Origin of the sequence: Oribacterium sp. WCC10 (assembly GCF_900113415.1) — a bacterium.
Lineage (GTDB): Bacteria > Bacillota > Clostridia > Lachnospirales > Lachnospiraceae > Oribacterium.
Genome location: NZ_FOPH01000014.1, coordinates 1 through 16,495, shown reverse-complemented (window position 1 = coordinate 16,495; position 16,495 = coordinate 1). Strand labels below are relative to the sequence as shown.

At 38.7% G+C, this 16,495-nt stretch carries 19 protein-coding genes; 3 read left to right on the top strand and 16 right to left on the bottom strand.

Translation table 11 applies throughout. The features are described from left to right. Positions 1 to 78: 78 nt before the first annotated feature. The 7 genes from BM294_RS10590 to BM294_RS10560 all read right to left on the bottom strand — a co-directional run bounded on the left by BM294_RS10590 (position 79) and on the right by BM294_RS10560 (position 5,053). Positions 79 to 987 carry a ParB/RepB/Spo0J family partition protein gene (locus BM294_RS10590; RefSeq protein WP_091207984.1) on the bottom strand — a complete coding sequence of 303 codons (909 nt, stop codon included), beginning with the start codon at positions 985 to 987 and terminating at the stop codon, positions 79 to 81. A gap of 27 nt (positions 988 to 1,014) precedes the next feature. Further along, the gene (locus tag BM294_RS10585) at positions 1,015 to 1,275 is read right to left on the bottom strand and encodes a DUF6462 family protein (protein WP_091207981.1); all 261 of its coding nucleotides are present in this window, start codon (positions 1,273 to 1,275) and stop codon (positions 1,015 to 1,017) included. A 15-nt stretch (positions 1,276 to 1,290) separates the two neighbouring features. Further along, positions 1,291 to 1,545 (bottom strand): DUF6462 family protein, encoded by a 255-nt coding sequence (locus BM294_RS10580; protein WP_091207979.1) that lies wholly within the window; start codon positions 1,543 to 1,545, stop codon positions 1,291 to 1,293. Between the two features lie 581 nt (positions 1,546 to 2,126). Beyond that, positions 2,127 to 3,347 carry a tyrosine-type recombinase/integrase gene (locus BM294_RS10575; protein ID WP_242944507.1) on the bottom strand — a complete coding sequence of 407 codons (1,221 nt, stop codon included), beginning with the start codon at positions 3,345 to 3,347 and terminating at the stop codon, positions 2,127 to 2,129. A 166-nt stretch (positions 3,348 to 3,513) separates the two neighbouring features. Next, complete coding sequence (locus BM294_RS10570; RefSeq protein ID WP_091207973.1) at positions 3,514 to 3,738, bottom strand: DUF6462 family protein; 225 nt, start codon at positions 3,736 to 3,738, stop codon at positions 3,514 to 3,516. 13 nt (positions 3,739 to 3,751) lie between these two features. Continuing rightward, complete coding sequence (locus tag BM294_RS10565; RefSeq protein ID WP_091207970.1) at positions 3,752 to 4,300, bottom strand: hypothetical protein; 549 nt, start codon at positions 4,298 to 4,300, stop codon at positions 3,752 to 3,754. Positions 4,301 to 4,633: 333 nt separating this feature from the next. Continuing rightward, positions 4,634 to 5,053, bottom strand: coding sequence for a helix-turn-helix domain-containing protein (locus BM294_RS10560; RefSeq protein ID WP_091207967.1), 420 nt, complete (start codon positions 5,051 to 5,053; stop codon positions 4,634 to 4,636). Between the two features lie 252 nt (positions 5,054 to 5,305). On the opposite strand from BM294_RS10560, the gene istA reads away from it, so the two are divergent. Together istA and istB are read left to right on the top strand one after the other, a co-directional pair. Beyond that, on the top strand, positions 5,306 to 6,853 hold the full coding sequence (istA, locus tag BM294_RS10555; protein WP_091207965.1) for an IS21 family transposase: 1,548 nt from the start codon (positions 5,306 to 5,308) through the stop codon (positions 6,851 to 6,853). Between the two features lie 2 nt (positions 6,854 to 6,855). Further along, complete coding sequence (gene istB, locus BM294_RS10550; protein WP_091207962.1) at positions 6,856 to 7,632, top strand: IS21-like element helper ATPase IstB; 777 nt, start codon at positions 6,856 to 6,858, stop codon at positions 7,630 to 7,632. A gap of 400 nt (positions 7,633 to 8,032) precedes the next feature. Here the strand turns inward: istB and BM294_RS10545 are convergent, their stop codons facing one another. The 6 genes from BM294_RS10545 to BM294_RS10520 form a co-directional block, all read right to left on the bottom strand. Beyond that, a complete protein-coding gene (locus tag BM294_RS10545; RefSeq protein ID WP_091207959.1) occupies positions 8,033 to 8,881 on the bottom strand; it encodes a nucleotidyl transferase AbiEii/AbiGii toxin family protein in 849 nt (282 codons plus the stop codon). Further along, positions 8,878 to 9,465: a type IV toxin-antitoxin system AbiEi family antitoxin domain-containing protein gene (locus BM294_RS10540; RefSeq protein WP_091207957.1), complete on the bottom strand. Its 588-nt coding sequence runs from the start codon at positions 9,463 to 9,465 to the stop codon at positions 8,878 to 8,880. The genes BM294_RS10545 and BM294_RS10540 overlap by 4 nt, the downstream gene beginning before the upstream one ends. Before the next feature lie 127 nt (positions 9,466 to 9,592). Then, positions 9,593 to 9,961 carry a helix-turn-helix domain-containing protein gene (locus BM294_RS10535; protein ID WP_175494639.1) on the bottom strand — a complete coding sequence of 123 codons (369 nt, stop codon included), beginning with the start codon at positions 9,959 to 9,961 and terminating at the stop codon, positions 9,593 to 9,595. Positions 9,962 to 10,399: 438 nt separating this feature from the next. After that, entirely contained in the window at positions 10,400 to 10,711 is a 312-nt protein-coding gene (locus tag BM294_RS15720; RefSeq protein WP_139225875.1) for a hypothetical protein, read from the bottom strand. A gap of 415 nt (positions 10,712 to 11,126) precedes the next feature. Further along, on the bottom strand, positions 11,127 to 11,660 hold the full coding sequence (locus tag BM294_RS10525; RefSeq protein ID WP_091207947.1) for a flavin reductase: 534 nt from the start codon (positions 11,658 to 11,660) through the stop codon (positions 11,127 to 11,129). Positions 11,661 to 11,864: 204 nt separating this feature from the next. Further along, positions 11,865 to 13,094: a helix-turn-helix domain-containing protein gene (locus BM294_RS10520; RefSeq protein ID WP_091207945.1), complete on the bottom strand. Its 1,230-nt coding sequence runs from the start codon at positions 13,092 to 13,094 to the stop codon at positions 11,865 to 11,867. A gap of 145 nt (positions 13,095 to 13,239) precedes the next feature. Between BM294_RS10520 and BM294_RS10515 the strand changes: the two genes are divergently transcribed. Then, positions 13,240 to 15,267, top strand: a complete 2,028-nt coding sequence (locus BM294_RS10515; RefSeq protein WP_175494638.1) for an FAD-binding protein — start codon at positions 13,240 to 13,242, stop codon at positions 15,265 to 15,267. A 1-nt stretch (position 15,268) separates the two neighbouring features. Here the strand turns inward: BM294_RS10515 and BM294_RS16450 are convergent, their stop codons facing one another. The 3 genes from BM294_RS16450 to BM294_RS16135 all read right to left on the bottom strand — a co-directional run. Then, positions 15,269 to 15,403, bottom strand: a complete 135-nt coding sequence (locus BM294_RS16450) for a hypothetical protein (protein ID WP_255407194.1) — start codon at positions 15,401 to 15,403, stop codon at positions 15,269 to 15,271. Between the two features lie 253 nt (positions 15,404 to 15,656). Beyond that, positions 15,657 to 16,223, bottom strand: coding sequence for an MBL fold metallo-hydrolase (locus BM294_RS10510; protein ID WP_242944506.1), 567 nt, complete (start codon positions 16,221 to 16,223; stop codon positions 15,657 to 15,659). 53 nt (positions 16,224 to 16,276) lie between these two features. Then, a partial coding sequence (locus BM294_RS16135; RefSeq protein WP_207648056.1) for a hypothetical protein occupies positions 16,277 to 16,495 on the bottom strand: 219 nt, incomplete at its 5' end.

The window sequence follows — 16,495 nt, the reverse complement described above, 5'->3', positions numbered from 1 at the left end:
AATATGGAAATGACTTTTTTTATTGATATTTGTATCTGACATACAGGTGCCAGTCTGACCGGCTCAAAAACGAATATCTTACAATCCATGCTCTTCTTTCCATTTTGTGAGAAGTTCAATTATTATCTGCTCCCTCTTATTTGCTGAATAGTCAGCAGGAAAGAACTTGTTCAGTTTCTTTTCTGTAAACGATACTTTCTTTGACTTTGGCCTGGAAGCCATAGCCTCTTTCATAATTGTCATTACGGTATACGGTGTAAGGTTCTCCAGATTGGGCTGAGCCTTTAATGCATTTAACTGGGCAGGATGGATTTTCCCTTTTTCCTTGATATAAGTTAACAGGTATTCCTGTACCTCTTTATCAAACCCAGATATATCAACCCCATTAACTAATGACAGCTGTTTATTATCTACCATTTCAAGTAGCTCTGGGAGCAAGTATGTAAGCTTTATATATCGTTGAACACTCCTTCCAGTAAGACCACTTCCTTCACCAACTATCGTAGCTGTTTTTCTTTCTACGGGATTTAACTTGTCGACATTATGTCGACAAGCTCCCTGGTGCCTCATTGCATCCATCTTCATCTTAAAAGAAAATGCTCTTTCACTTGGCAGAAGCTCTTCTCTTTGGAGATTTGCGTCCACCATGATTATAGTAGATTCATCATCATTAAGATCCATTACAATTGCCGGTATTTTCTTTAACTGAGCTCTTTTAGCTGCATGGATTCTTCTATGACCGGAAATCATCTCATAAGTTCCATCTCCATTTGGCCTTACGAGAACCGGTGATAATACCCCCTGATTAATTATGCTATCAACAAGCTCATCCATCCTTTGATCGTCCACTACTTTAAAGGGATGATTCTTGAAAGGGTGAATCAAGCTTATCTCAATTTCCTCAGTTCTATTTTCTTTTGTACCTGAAACTCCCAGCAAATCATCAACACTTGTAAGTTTCATCTTTTCCCTAATCTTATTAGCCATTGTGGACCTCCTTTGTAAGTACCTTACTTATGACTTTGTACATAATTTGCCTCCTATTCTTGGAATCCTTTGCTTCTCTCTTAAATACTCATCAAATCTGTTTCTGTTAATACGTACCATCTTTCCTATCTTGTAAAAAGCTCCGGCTTCAACCGCCATTCTTGTAAGAGGTCTGACACTAAACCCGTAATATTCGACCCCCAACGTTATCGTAATAAATTCATGTTGTAGAAAAGCCAGATCTCTTTCATCCAGTTCTCCGGAATATTTCCATGCTTGTCCTGCCATTTGAATCCCCACCTTTCATATTTTTACGTTTGGATTCTCAGGCAGCCTGAAGCGTTCCAAGTATTCATCAAGAATCTCTTTATTGATTCTTACGTTTACATCATTAAATCTGTAAACAGCACCGGCTGCTTCTGCTAAGTCTCGAATCTTCCGATGTGATATGCTGTAGATTATTTCAGCTTGCTCATAAGAGATGAGCTTTCTTCTGAACATTCTTGCTTCTTCCTTTATTGCTGTTCTTCTTTCAATATCGTAATACTGATCATTCATTTGATTTTCCTCCGATAAAATAAGATTGATTTACAGATGTCTTGAAACGCAAAAAAGGGACCTCTCTCCTGAAATGTCTTTCAAGAAAGTGGTCCCTTTGGGTCCTGATTTCTAGGCTAATATTTTCTCTAACAACTTATAATCCTTTGTGATTCTTCGTGATTATCGGAAGAATTGTTGTCAATTTGTTGTAATTTCGTTCTGACAATACCTCAAAAGCCGCATATTTACTGGGTTTTATCGGTCTACATTCTTCAAAGTCGGGAAGGTACCAGGATATTTTTTTATTCCGGCTCATCACCGTACATAGAGAATCATATATATCTATCTACACATGGCTGACTTTTCCATTGAACCTCATTGAGCTTTATGAAACTAGTGTATCCATAGAGTATTCTTTGGTCATATATATGCTCTCTATAGTTTTATCCATCTTTGACCAAATACGTCCAAACTAATCCAATAAAGATAATTTACAACATATTTTCTAACAGCACATCTCTATAATATACCTTTTTTTATTCTATTAAATATTGAGAGATTTGTCCATACATTTATTCGGATTTATCTTCGATATGAAATCAGATTATGATCTTTCCATCCAGATTCCTCATCACTTCCTGCTTCTTCTCTTTAGTGGCTTCAGCGTATATATCCATTGTAGTTGTAATATCCGCATGTCCCATTATACTCTGGATAACCTTAAGATTTGATTCATTCTCACACAGTCTTGTACAGAAGGTATGTCTAAGAACATGTGCAGATAACTGAGGCAGTATAAATGGATCCCTATATTCCTTGGCTGCTGCTATTTTTTCCCGCTTATTATATTCATCAATTGCCCTATGAATAGCGTTGTTTACTGCCTCTGCAAGATATACTGTATGTTTGGCTGTTGAGAATACAAATCCTGAATAGCCATCAACTACCTCCTCACAGAATCCCAATATCTTCTGATACTCATATTCCGTCAGAAATGCCTGATATACTTCTTCAATCATTGGTATAGTCCTTGTTCCAGCATTACTTTTGGTGCTTTGGATTCTCTTTCTACAAACTCCTTTCTCGTCCGGTCTGTCGCTTATAGTATGGTTAACGCTAATAATTCTATTTTCGAAATCAAGATCATCCCATGTCAGCCCGAGGCATTCTCCTATACGCATTCCGGTCCCTAGAAGCACTGTTATTATAGGAAGCCAGCCCTCATATTCCCGATTATCTTTAAAAAAGTCGAGAAATACCTGTTGCTGTTTAATCGTCAGTGCTTGTCTTTTTCCTTTTACCCAGAATTTGCTACGCTTTATCTCAGCCATAACTCCATCTGTTGGATTCGTTCTGATAAGTCCATCCCTTATTGCCATCTGAAATGCAGGATGAAGCAATGTATGCACATGATCTACTGTGGCTGCAGAAATTCCTTTATCCATCATGAGACTATAATAAAATCTCTTAACATCAGAATACTTAACATTTATGACCTTTGATTTCCCAAAATTATCATGTATATACTGCTTGAACATAAAGCGATAAGAACCTTTTGTTGAAGTCTTAAGATCATGCTTCTGACTTAAATAACTTTCAACCATATGATTGACTTCTATTGTCTTAGCCTTATATGGATCTAATCCGTCTTCGTAGTCTCTTTGCAGTGCCCGCTCCCTTTCTCTAAGCTCTACTAATGTTTTTGAGTAAATAAAATGTCTCTTACCAAATCTGTCTGTAAAAGCATATGAATACTTACCATCTTTTCTCTGACATTCTCCCGTTCGTAGATTGTATCCTTTACTATCTTTTCTAGCCATATTCTTCCTCATTCTTTCATAAAAAAAGAGGAACAGCCGGTTCTATAACGATTATATTTCCAACTATTCCTCATTTTCAATCCATATATTCCAGACAATAGTGCTTAAACCATCTTACAATCACGTCCGTGACTCTGTATGAATCTGTATGGACGTATATACACTGTTAAGAATTTTCGCAAAAGTTTTCAAGGTACTCATCAATCTTTTGAGTATTAACCAAAACACATCTCTTGACTCTGTATATTGCTCCCGCTTCCTTTGCCATTTCCTGAAATGTATGAATTCCTACCGAATAGAGTTCTGCTCCTTCTGCGTATCTTACGAATTTCTTCTGACCCTTTAAGACCTTCTCCTCTAACTGTGGGACAACTATCCTTGACTTAGGCATATCTGCATCCTCCTTACAATCTTCCCTCAAGATATTCAAGCATATTCTCTTTAACTTCCAGCTTGATTTTATAAATTCTGTTACGAGTTGTATCAACTCCAGAACCAATCTCAGCAGCAATCTCTCCAGTGGATTTCTTCCTATTAATATAGGAAATAAAAATACTTCTATCTTCCTCATCCAGACATTCAACCTGTCTCTTAAAGAGATCATAGTCATGTCTCATCACTTTGAGCAGCAATGCTTCTTTTTTAAACTCTTCTTCACGATCTGTCCCATCAAGTACACCTCCAGAAAAATCACAAGTCTTCAGAGCTTCTCTAATGGTTACATGACTTATTGATTCATCAGCCGTTGGATTACTTAACCTGCTTCTCTGAATCCTTACCCCCAAATCATCATCTTCAGCTCTTCTATTAGATTCTTTCTCGTTTTCGATCAGATACAGCAGCCCCTCTATACGTCCATCAACCGTTTTAAGAAACACAGAATAATACTTATAGATCAGATCAACTCGCCCTGAAGCATCAGCCACTGCATACTTCTTAACTAAATTTGCCACCTCTCATACCTCCTGTCTAACGTGACTTTTTATATTTGTTTTTGTTTACATGTATTATTCTATGACTCTGTATGCCTAACTTCGAGAAAGCTGTCTTTGACTTTGGTCAATTTGTATTTGACTTTCCACCATTTTAATCTGCAAAGTATCTTTAATTTGGTTTGTAATCTTGTTTTCCGCCTATTAGTTTATTCTTTTCCAAACCCATGACACTAATGCATTGCCCAAATAGAAACAGTCCCAAAGAATAAAGACCTGCTCATACTCAACAATCCTTGGGGTATCACTCTCATATATCATTGAGTATGACAGGTTTTTTCAGCTTAACTACAACTAGTGTTTCTTTTGACTCTCATAAAAATTCAAAAGGCATCTCATCTGTTCAGCGGCAACTGACTGCAACTCAGATGAAAGTGAATGATAAATTGAGCACATCTCTTTATCATCCAACTGACTAATGCCTTCATTATTTAATTCAGCAAATTTTTCAGCAAATTGATCAGCAAATAACCACCCTACTTCTATTCCAAGCGTTTCAGCTATATCAACCAATTTAGATGCTTTAACATCTGTTACATCATTTTCATAAAACGATATTGTCTGCTTAGATAAATTCATCCCTTCAGCAAGATTTTCCTGAGTCATTCCTGTTTTCCGTCTCCAATACCTTATCCTCCCTCCCATAGTTTTTGGCTCGCATTCTTCGATGTCGAAACTCAGTTTGTGTTTCTTGTTGAATCTTCTTTCTCCCATCTTTTAGTCCTTCCTAACGAAAACAGAGCGTTAGGAATATGTTTTTAAAAACAAAAAATCATAGGAACATTTATTATCCCAACCGTTTGAATAATCCGGAGAGAAATCCATCACCTGTCCGGTGATCGGAAATCACTATTCCGTTTTTGAAGAAATCGCAATTCCGGCAAAAAGGAAATCGCTGTTTCTATATAGCCTTATAATGAATCCATGCACCTGAGGGTGTAAATTCATTATAAGGAGGTCGCAATTATGACCAAGTACAGAGAAATTATTAGGCTTACCAACCTAGGTTTTTCTCAGCGCAACATCATGGCAAGTTGTGGTGTTGCACAAAAGACCGTCGTCAAAGTTCAAAAACGAGCTAAGGAATTGAATCTTTCATGGCCGTTGGATGAATCAATGACTGACGCAGAGCTGCAAAAGCTCATGTTAACAAAAGAGAACGCAGTATCATCCACAAAACGAATGCCGGATTATGACCACATTCGTAAGGAGCTTTTAAGGAACGGCGTTTCCAAGAAACTCCTATGGACTGAATACATGGAAGACTGCCGACAAGCCGGTGAGGAACCTCTGATGTATTCCCAGTTCTGCTACTACATCCAGCAGGACGAAAACAAACGCCGTGCCACCATGCATATCAACCGGAAGCCCGGTGAGCAGGTGGAGGTGGACTGGGCTGGCGATACAGCCAAGCTCGTCGATCCGTACACCGGCGAGATAACCGAAGCATACATCTTCGTTGGTGTGATGACGTACAGCCAGTACGCTTATGTCGAAGCCTTTGCTGATGAGAAACAGCAATCATGGATTGATGCCCATGTCCATATGTATGAGTATTTCGGTGGCGTAGCAAAAATCCTCGTGCCGGATAATTGTAAAACAGCGGTTATCCACAACAAAGGCTGGAAGGATCAACGCATTAATGCCGTATACCATGAGCTTGCGGAGCATTACGGCACAGCCATCATTCCCGCTCGTGTACGCAAGCCAAAAGATAAGCCAAATGCCGAAGGTAGCGTAGGCAATATATCCACATGGATCGTTGCCGCCTTGCGCAATGAGCAGTTCTTTACCATCGCCGAGCTTAATACGGCAATAAGAGTAAAGCTGGAAGAATTCAATAAGCGTCCCTTTCAAAAGAAAGAGGGTAGCCGGTACGAACTCTTCCACGACGAAGAACTGCCACTTTTGACACCGTTACCCACTACCCGATACGAACTGGCGGAATGGAAACAAGCCACCGTTCAGTTCAATTATCACATATCTGTGGACGGAATGCTATACTCAATTCCGTATGAATACATCGGCAAGAAAGTCGATGTAAGGGTAACAGGCACTATTATAGAGGTTTTCTATAATCAGAACCGTATCGCCTCTCACAGGCGTTTATACGGCCGCAAAGGTCAGTACAGCACCGTTACGGAACATATGCCGAAAGAACACCAGCATTATCTGGAGTGGAACGGTGATCGTTTCCGCAAATGGGCAGAAGGGATAGGTGAAAACACAGCCAAAGTCATAGATTCAATCCTCCGATCCAAACGGGTGGAGCAACAGTCTTACAGAGCTTGTATGGGGCTTTTGAAGATAGCGGATAAGTATTCGCCACAAGAGCTTGAAGCAGCCTGTAAAACAGCCTTGTCATACACGCAGAGTCCCAGTTACAAGAGCGTAAGCAACATACTTTCAGCCGCTAAGGATTCTGTTCCTGAGAGCACAGGCGATAGCACTGACACCCCAAAGAATAATGCAAACGGCATCACAAGAGGTGCCAACTACTATAGGAGGAAATAATCATGACCAATCAGGTAACCATAGATAAACTTATCGAAATGAAGCTTACATCTATGGCGGATGCATTCCGTATACAGGAGAATGATCCGTCTATGAAGGAGGTATCCTTCGAAGATCGCTTCGGTCTTCTCGTGGATACGGAGTATACCAGCCGTAAAAATAATAGGCTTAAGCGTCTCATCAAGAATGCTCAGTTTGATCAGCCATCTGCCAGCATTGCAGATATCGATTACACATCTGGGCGTAAGCTTAACAAGGAGCTGATTAAACGGCTCGCCAGTTGCGCGTACATCGCCGACTACCGCAACATCTTTATTACCGGTGCAACAGGCAGTGGCAAAAGCTTTATGGCATGTGCATTTGGTATGGAAGCGTGTAAGCACTACTATACTACAAAGTATGTGCGGCTACCGGATCTCCTCATTGATCTTAAGACTGCGAGGGATAACGGCACATACCGTAAAGTGATGGCTAAGTATGCCAACCCCATCCTCCTCATCCTTGATGAATGGCTACTTATGAAACCCACACAGGAGGAACAGCAGGACATCTTTGAACTGCTCCATCACAGAAGGAAGAGGTCATCCACTATCTTCTGTTCACAGTATAGTAAGGATGGATGGTATGAGCAGCTCGGTGGAGATGCATCTCCCCTTGCAGATGCCATCTTGGATCGTATCGTCCATGACGGTTATGTCATCGATATCGTTCCGGTGGATCCCTCCAGGGATTTATCTATGCGAGAGGTATATGGTCTCCCAGAAACTGACCGTATGTAATTGTAAAGGTACTATAAATCAGCGGCGGCTCAAACTTGTCCGGACTGGTGGCTCACGCCACACCGGACAGGCGGCTCTGCCGCATTAATAACTGATTTCCGGTAACCGGACTAATGATTTCCATTTTCCCGGATTGGCGACTTCGTCGCATCGGAATATTCACCGTTCTGGTTTCGTTGTTACGCCTATGACTTTTGTTTCATTTGAATTATGCTAGGGGATTTTTCAGATAAGAGATATTTTTTGCGCTAACATGAGTTTTTTAGTTTTATTCATCCAAAAAACGCATGAAAAGATCCTGTTATAAACCAGTTTCTTTTCATGCGTCCATATTATGAGAAACCTCCGGTTTAGAACACTTCCCCGGAATTTCTCTTACTATGATTATATTTTCATCAATTTATAAATTATTCAATCGATTCATTATTTCATATACAGCCTTACAGGTATCTGTATACTCAATATCCTTTGCATACAGGTAGGCTTTCTGATATTTCTTCCATTGTCCCTGTAGCTCAGCGCTTTTGTTCAATGTTTCAATAATAGTCTCATAACTGTCTATGATATATGCTGATCCACGCTTGTTACAGGTAGCCAACAAAGCCTGTTTCAAAACAGGATAATCTATGTCCTTTTCCTTCGTTCTTAACAGAACATAAATATCATAGTAATCTCTTGGCCTTGTATTTGCTATTCCTCTTGCCAGAACCGTCTCAAGCTTTTCAGCCAATACAGTCTCTATGGTATAAGCCAGTATATTTATCTTTGTATCATCAAACATAGATGTGTAACAATAATCAATTTCCTTCGGGGTTATCTTATCTCCCGTTGTAACATCTATTGTCAGAGGCACCTTCATTGGAGGATAATTTGCATCCAAGAACACTCTTAATCCCGGATAGTCATCCGTTTCACGGATATCATCAAGTTTTAGCAGTTCAAATTTCACATCATCTTCTGCTTCAACATCACATATATCCGTAATGATATTACTTAGATTCTCTTTGGTTAACGTAAAACCTTTAATAGTAGTATCAAGATCCATGGTGGCACGCGTTGACAGTCCTACGATAGAAGACAGTAAAAAGCCTCCCTTTATGATGAACTTGTCGGAATATTCTGATCTGCTGATTCTTTCAAGCAGTCTCTCCAACATATAATTTTGAAGGACGAGCTGTGGAGCCACATTCAGTTCCTTTGACTTCTTCTTTATAAGTGCCTTAAGCTGCATCGCATTAGCTGTTTTCATAACAATATCTCCATATAACGTAATATCTTCTTTTTTACGTGTAACTGCTCTGCATATTCAAAAAGTATATTTATATTTTTATTCTCATATTTTGCATATCGTTTCATAGCATCGAGAACGATTTGAATATCACTTCCTTCTCCTCTTACGATATCGCACAATGTCCTTTCAATATTGTAAAGCCTCACAGGATTACCATAAAATGATTTTCCATCTATGATACCCAGATCATAGTTCTCTTTTTTAACTCTTTTTATCTGAACATTCTCGTTCTTTAGTGATGGTGCGTTATATCCTCGTGGAAATGTCAGAGTGTATATGGACGGAGTTCTGTCTGTGAACCCATGGATGTATAACGCAGTTTCATGAGAAATGATTCCTCTTGAATACTTGAGGCTCAATATATAAAGCTCATCTTCCCACTGATCTGCTATCTGGTATAATCCCCGCCCAACCCTTACGATAGAATTATCCTCAACATATTTTTTTATATCATGCCTGTCTCCGCCTGAAGACTCAATATCAGACACTCTTATCAGACCGTTTGAAGATTCATTTATCATGTTTCTTATTATCGACGCCATACAGCCACCACCTTTCACACATTCATTTTAACCAAAAGAATGTGTGAATGTCAAATGGCATTATCACATACACACTACATTTTGTATTAGAACAATGTGTGTATGTGTAATGTATGATTAATTTTTCTCATCTGACAGCGGTTCTTTCACAGTACGATAGAAGTGACTTCATCTGTTCGATAGCAACTTTCTGCATCTCCTTAGGAAGAAGATCATACATTGTCAGTAATTCTTCTGTATCATATTTTCCATTTTCATTTACTTTTTTATCAAACTGATCTGCAAATAACCACCCTACTTCTATACCAAGTACATCGGCTATTTCAATCAATACAGAGGCTTTGACATCTACCTTATTTGTCTCGTAAGCTGATATCATTTGCTTTGATGTAAACATCTTTTCTGCAAGCTCTTCCTGATTAATCCCTGCGTACCATCTCCAATACTTGATTCTTCCTCCTACAGTTGTTGTGTCAATTCCATGGTTCTTTTTCATCTTTCGCACCTTTCCGGTGCCTTCCAAAACGGAAGCCGATCCGAAAAAGCGCATAAGCTAACAACTGCAGTCTATAAGCTCCAAATGGTTAATAAAGAGAACCCTGCAAAACATACACCCAGTCACATACAGAACATATCTGTGTTTTCACACAGTATTCTGATGACCAGCTTCGTTTTGCAGGCTCCTCTTTACATTATTAAGTAGTTGCATCTATGTAATAATCCAAACGATAGGATTTTACATCGCATCATTACCGTATAGTTCAGCTCTCGGCAAACTATTGACCATCCGCGTGCTACTTATCCGTAACTCATTTAACATCTGAGGCTCTGTACCGCGCCCCCCTCGGGCTACGGTTTTATCAGGACAAAACCTAGATGACCGGTATAGCAGTCTGTACGCAGGGATCTCACTATATTCAATTTTCTATTTTTATCAGATCTTATTCGGAACACTCATCTCATAAAGTTTTCCTGATTCTGCAACCATTTTGCTGTGTTCATTCTCAAGTCTCTTCAATCCGGCTACATAACTAATCATACGAATTCTGTCCATATATACAGGATCGTCATCGTGCCTCTCTTCAAAGACCGTTACCTTTCCCTTTCTGACCACAACAGCCATGTTCCTCCCACACCCGGAACATACCACATTGCATTTACAATTACCCTGTGTCTCCTGGAGAAATGTCCCACAATAGTTACAAGACGCAACAAACCTCTCTCTTCTGTCCAACTTCCTACTCATTCACAATGCCTCCTGAAAAAGCCTATAATATTTTTCAATCTCTCTTAATCGGCAAAGGGAAAGAAACCGATAAAGAGTTTCCACAGATGTTTTTCCGTTTAGCGAAGCCACTCGCCACATTCTGCAGAAGCTTTTTCTGACCATTTAACTGTTTAGCTTAAAACCTTTCTAAAGGAATCTGCTTACTTCCAATTCCTGAATTAATAATATCAGAACTAATGTTCTGTTTCAACAGAACAAATCTGTAAAAGAAAGACCTGCCCAAAATTTTGAGCAGGTCATAAAATTGAATGATATATCTATTGACATATGAATTTATTTTATTAAGAAAGCGTCTTCAAAGAAACATATACGTTATCATTCATATTATTTCTTATACAACTAATATGGCATGTTAATGTAACTACCTCTTACTTTATCTTATGATATATGCATCAACTATCTCTCCGACATACATGGTATGGAAATCCTTATTTGCCATTGGATAAGATCCGGGAACGTCCTCTGGATAACTCCTCTTCCTAATGTCCTCAGGAATCCTTTCAAGATCTTGATCCTGGGAATAAAGTACCTTGCACTCAATTGTAAAAGGATACTGCTTAACACTCGGAGTCTTTATTACTTCAGCATCTTCCAGTTCAAGTCCAGCTTCTTTTACCTTGTCTATATTAAATCCAGACTCCCATCCACAGATTTTATTAATCGAAGGATCAGGATTATCCAGAGGAATGCTTATACTAAATTCCCCAGCTTTATCCAGCTGACCTTTTGTAAAGCGTCCCTGTCTTACATATACATGAAATGTGGTTTTTCCCCATAATGTCCCAAGATGTCCCCATCCTATGACCATAGAATTAAACTTATCTGCATTGGTATTAAGCAATATCCCCTTAGGTAAAGCTTTTATGATCAAATTTGCATAGTCACTAACATTTACCTTTTCCTTCATTTGATCCCTCCTGATTATATATTTAGCCTCATTTGATTGTGCGCAACTATTAAACTATGATAAAACGCTCATTATCAAAAATCAATGTATTTATAAAGCTAGGATCCATACAATTCATATTTCTGCATGGATATAATTGCCACAATATCATCGAATATTATCTTTATGCGTATGTTCCATAATTAAAAACAAAGGACTATCCTTTTAGTTCGACAGTCCTTTTCGATACTCACCGGGAGTTGACCCAGTAATTCTCTTAAAAACTTTTCTGAAATATTGAACGGAAGCAAATCCGGATTTTTGACTAATTACCTCAGTTGTATCACTTGTGCTCCTTAAAAGCTTTTTTGCAAATTCAATTCGTTCATTGGATATAAACTCAGTAAGTGCAACTCCTGTTTCAGCATGAAACTGGTTACTTAATGACGCTGGTGTTATAGATACATAGCCGGCAAGGCGTGATAGAGACAGATCCTGGTTTATATTTCCACGGATAAATCCAATAGTTAACATAATATAGGCAGAGAATCGTTTTGTTTTCTTCAGATCAGTCATGACCTGTTTGATATTAGCCTTAACATATGCCTGGAAGTCCTTAAGCTGATAAAAATCATTTATATCATTAAACTGTAGTGGCTGTATCTCTTGGTATACCAATTCAAACGTGTTAAAAAGATCTTCAAAAAAGACATAGGCATAATTCACATGAACCATAGAAAATGAAGGTGCAAGAAGACTATCAAATATATAGTCACAAAGCTTTAAAGCTTCATCCGATGAACCTGTGCACATGGAATTTCTTAAACTGCGCAGATTTACAAAGAGCTGTCCGACAGAATTGTTTGTAGATATCCTGTCAATCAGATCCTGTGTGATTACTGCTCCACTTAAGTTGAAAAAATAGAGATCATTCAGTCTTCTGGCTTCCTGATATGCTATATTAAGCATTTCAAAACTATGAAAAGGTCCAACTAATGAAGTTACAGAATATTTTGAAAGATGAGGAATCCCTTCGATATATGTTTTAGACATTAACCCGGCAAGTTTCTCCGGTGTACATGTAGTTGATTTTTCCGGAGTGAAAATAATTGCGCTCTGCTTGCTGTTATCAATTTTAAGGAGACATTGATTTCCTTTATAATGTGTCTTATCCATCAGATCATATATATGGTTTTCTACTTCGTGATATGCATGTAACTGAATAGAAAAGTTTGTTTTATCATATATCAGATTATATTTCTTGTTAGCTCCGGATATACACAGATAATAGTTGGAAGGATCAAAATTGATTTCAATGGAATTATTATCTACAAAGCTTTTTGTGAGCAAAGAATTGTCATCATACAGAATATAGTTAAATAGCATATTATTTTTCACCCAGTCTGTATCGACTTTTCTTAATCTGTTCTCACCATCAGCAAGCAGCTTTCTCATTTTAATTATCTCCCTTGATCGATGGAAAATATTTTGGGATAAGCATAAAAGATTTTCCTTATTCCAAAATAACCTCTTTGATATGATTTTAACAGAACAAAATCACATTTTAAATGTAATCTTACAGATGAGAGGGGGATACAAAATGAAAAAATTATCACGACGAGAATTCCTACGCGGCACATTTGCAGGTGCTGCCACAGTAGCACTTTATGCTACAGGTTGTTCAGCTCCTGATGTTCCTGAAGCAACTACGGCTCCTGATAACAACCCAGATGAAAGCACTTCAAATGATATAAAAAATGATGGTGCAAAAAAAGACGAATATACAATCGCCGAAACATTTAAATGGGATGCAGAATATGATGTTGTAGTTCTAGGTATGGGTTTTGCAGGTATGAATGCTGCCATATCAGCTGCAAATGAAGGAGCTTCTGTCGTAATTGTGGAAAAAATGCCGGAATCACAGGCTGGTGGTAATTCAAAAGTATGTGGTCAAATGTTTGCTTATGCACATGGTGATAAGCAGGCTGCATTAGATTACTATAGATCTCTTGCAGCCGGAAGGGAACTTCCCGAAGCCATGCTTGATACATTAACAACAGGTGTCAGCGGAACATGGGAAATGTTAAGGGATAATTTTTTCAATGGGGACGATTCGGATTTTCATGATCTCAGCGATCCTTCAACTTGGGGAATACTGGCCAAAATGAGTCCTGAATACCCTGAATTCGATGGAAGTAATAAAGTAGCATTATGTTCAACTCATACCGGAGTGTCTGACGGCTTTCTTTACCAGACAGTAAAAAATGCTGTCATTGAACGTAAATCAAACATTGATGTCTGGTATGAGAGCCCTGCCTTGGAGCTTGTTCAGGATCCGGCATCCAAGATGATTCTTGGTGTAAAAGTAAAACGTGGTGATAATGAGATTCTTGTTCGGGCACTAGGTGGAGTCGTTGTAGCAACCGGCGGCTTCGAAGACAACAAAGATATGGTTCAACAGTATCTTGGCATCATTAATTACGCTCCTATTGGTGGTTTGTATAATACAGGTGATGGTATAAAAATGTGTCAGGATGTAGGTGCAGACCTATGGCATATGAGTTGTTATGAAGGTGGTTTCGGTCTTGGAGGACTCACTTATAATGTGCCGGATGGAATGAATGCCATAAACATTGCTGTACTTGCACAAAATGAACTTAATACAGGTGGTGTGATACTTGTGGGCGATGATGGTCAGCGATTTATAAATGAATCGGAGACTCCACGACATGGACATGTATATGAAAACGGTTTGTGGGAAAATCCCAAGTTCCCTAATAAAATATGGTGGATATACGATCAAACACAGTCTGATTTGATAGATAAAGCCGGTTCGTTCAATGATGATTATAAAAATACAATATTGAAAGCTACATCAATAAAGGAACTCGCTGAAAAGACCGGATGCGACGCTGATAAGCTGACACAGACTATCGAAGATTATAATTACTTTGCCGATAACGGACGTGATATGAGACATGATCGTGAAAAAGAATATATGCGGGCGTTCGATGGGAAGGCATATTATGCTGTGCCAATGAAGAGTGAAATATTAAATACTCAGGGTGGCCCAAAGAGAAATGAGAATGCACAGATCCTCGACACTACGGGCAATCCGATTCCACATCTGTATAGTGCAGGCGAGATGGGCGGCATAACTGCTTGCATGTATCAAGGCGGAACAAATGTTGCAGAGTGTTTCATTTTTGGAAACATTGCCGGTACAAATGCAGCTGCCGGAAAGAAAGATGTTATAGAAAACTATATTCCGAAAACCAAGGTTGAATCTACCCCAAAACATCTTGGTGAAGACACAGATTTAAATGGATCCAAAGAAACGGAAGTTGAACTGTCAAATAATGAATATGTGGGAACAGCACAGGGAATGGATGGAGAAGTCACTGTTAAAGTCACGATAGCTGATGATAAAACAATTGATAAAGTTGACATAATAAAGGCTAACGAGACCCCTGGTATCGGTTCAAAAGCCATAGAACAGCTTCCTGATAAGTTCGTGGGACTCTCAACACCTGAAGAAATTGATGCAATTGACAGTGTCAGCGGTGCAACAGTAACATCTAAAGCAATTCGTGAGGCCGTAAAGAGTGCACTGTCACAAATAAACTGACCTAATCATTTTTACCATTATCTAAAAGCAGGAGATCACTATTAAAAATAATGAGGATTTCCCCTATGATGCTTATTACATCTAGTGGAAATCCTTGTTTTAATACAGCACCCTTTCTATCTTCTGGATACGTCATATTAAAATTCCTTCTTCAGTCCGACCATCATCTTTTCAAGTCTGTCGCCAAGTTCTTCTTTCAATATCTCATAGGCATGTTTCTCAGTACAATGCCCGGTACAGACATAATCTATCCCTGTATCTCTGATCTTTTTTCCGACAAGATGTATATCTTCATCTGATTTGTTATAGAGGTGGAATCCACCTATAAGACCATATACATGCTTCTCCGGAAATGTCTCTCTGATCTCAGTAATGATATTTGCTGCCCCTCAATGTGAACAGGAATTGATTATCAAAAGTCCTTTCTCTGTTTCCAAAACAAGGCTTTGTTCATGGGAAAAGTCATCGGGAATCCACCCGGCTGAGGTCTTCCTGTACATAGATTCTCTTTTCCCGATATCTGATAACCCCTTTGTTTTATGAGGAATCAGATACACTCCATCCATTATCTTGTAATCACCTGAAACCATTATGATTCTGTCGCGGTAATTACATAATAGGTTTCGTGGTATACCTATGTATTTTCTGAAAATGAATTTCTTCCCATAACAATTCGCATCAACACTATCCCTGATATAAAAGCCTGCCTTATCATTGTTTTCAAAAAAGGCCGGTATTCCATTTGCATGATCATAATGCGCATGGCTCAGTACACCATAATCTATATCCTTTACTTCGATTCCAAGTCCCCGAATATTTTTCAAAAATAAGTCAGAAGCTCCTGCATCTACAAGTATCTTTTTATCATTATATTCAACAAGAACGGACAGTCCCCATTCTCCTTTGAGCAAACCTGTTGAAGTATTATCAACGATTATAGTTAGCTTAGTGTTCATAGCTGATCTCCGTATTAAGATTGTCTATTTTAATTATATCCCTTAACTTATTTTCATAGCCTTATAGAAACATATCCTCTCATTGAGAAGATAAATATCAGGAGACATACTGCAAAAATAATAACAGAAAGTATGATCTTCACTTTTCCGGAAATTACTGAGGCATATGGTAGTTTCATTGTTTTAATTCCCTCACAAAACATCCATATCCCGCCGCCCATTCCAAGTGCGGATGCAGCTGCCAATATAAGAAGCAGTATCGGAGCCACTTT

Bases quoted from the DNA above. Each gene is read 5' to 3' on its own strand.
- BM294_RS10590 (WP_091207984.1), bottom strand. From the start codon at position 987: ATGGCTAATAAGATTAGGGAAAAGATGAAACTTACAAGTGTTGATGAT.
- BM294_RS10585 (WP_091207981.1), bottom strand. From the start codon at position 1,275: ATGGCAGGACAAGCATGGAAATATTCCGGAGAACTGGATGAAAGAGAT.
- BM294_RS10580 (WP_091207979.1), bottom strand. From the start codon at position 1,545: ATGAATGATCAGTATTACGATATTGAAAGAAGAACAGCAATAAAGGAA.
- BM294_RS10575 (WP_242944507.1), bottom strand. From the start codon at position 3,347: ATGGCTAGAAAAGATAGTAAAGGATACAATCTACGAACGGGAGAATGT.
- BM294_RS10570 (WP_091207973.1), bottom strand. From the start codon at position 3,738: ATGCCTAAGTCAAGGATAGTTGTCCCACAGTTAGAGGAGAAGGTCTTA.
- BM294_RS10560 (WP_091207967.1), bottom strand. From the start codon at position 5,053: ATGGGAGAAAGAAGATTCAACAAGAAACACAAACTGAGTTTCGACATC.
- istA (WP_091207965.1), top strand. From the start codon at position 5,306: ATGACCAAGTACAGAGAAATTATTAGGCTTACCAACCTAGGTTTTTCT.
- istB (WP_091207962.1), top strand. From the start codon at position 6,856: ATGACCAATCAGGTAACCATAGATAAACTTATCGAAATGAAGCTTACA.
- BM294_RS10545 (WP_091207959.1), bottom strand. From the start codon at position 8,881: ATGAAAACAGCTAATGCGATGCAGCTTAAGGCACTTATAAAGAAGAAG.
- BM294_RS10540 (WP_091207957.1), bottom strand. From the start codon at position 9,465: ATGGCGTCGATAATAAGAAACATGATAAATGAATCTTCAAACGGTCTG.
- BM294_RS10535 (WP_175494639.1), bottom strand. From the start codon at position 9,961: ATGAAAAAGAACCATGGAATTGACACAACAACTGTAGGAGGAAGAATC.
- BM294_RS15720 (WP_139225875.1), bottom strand. From the start codon at position 10,711: ATGAGTAGGAAGTTGGACAGAAGAGAGAGGTTTGTTGCGTCTTGTAAC.
- BM294_RS10525 (WP_091207947.1), bottom strand. From the start codon at position 11,660: ATGAAGGAAAAGGTAAATGTTAGTGACTATGCAAATTTGATCATAAAA.
- BM294_RS10520 (WP_091207945.1), bottom strand. From the start codon at position 13,094: ATGAGAAAGCTGCTTGCTGATGGTGAGAACAGATTAAGAAAAGTCGAT.
- BM294_RS10515 (WP_175494638.1), top strand. From the start codon at position 13,240: ATGAAAAAATTATCACGACGAGAATTCCTACGCGGCACATTTGCAGGT.
- BM294_RS16450 (WP_255407194.1), bottom strand. From the start codon at position 15,403: ATGACGTATCCAGAAGATAGAAAGGGTGCTGTATTAAAACAAGGATTT.
- BM294_RS10510 (WP_242944506.1), bottom strand. From the start codon at position 16,223: ATGAACACTAAGCTAACTATAATCGTTGATAATACTTCAACAGGTTTG.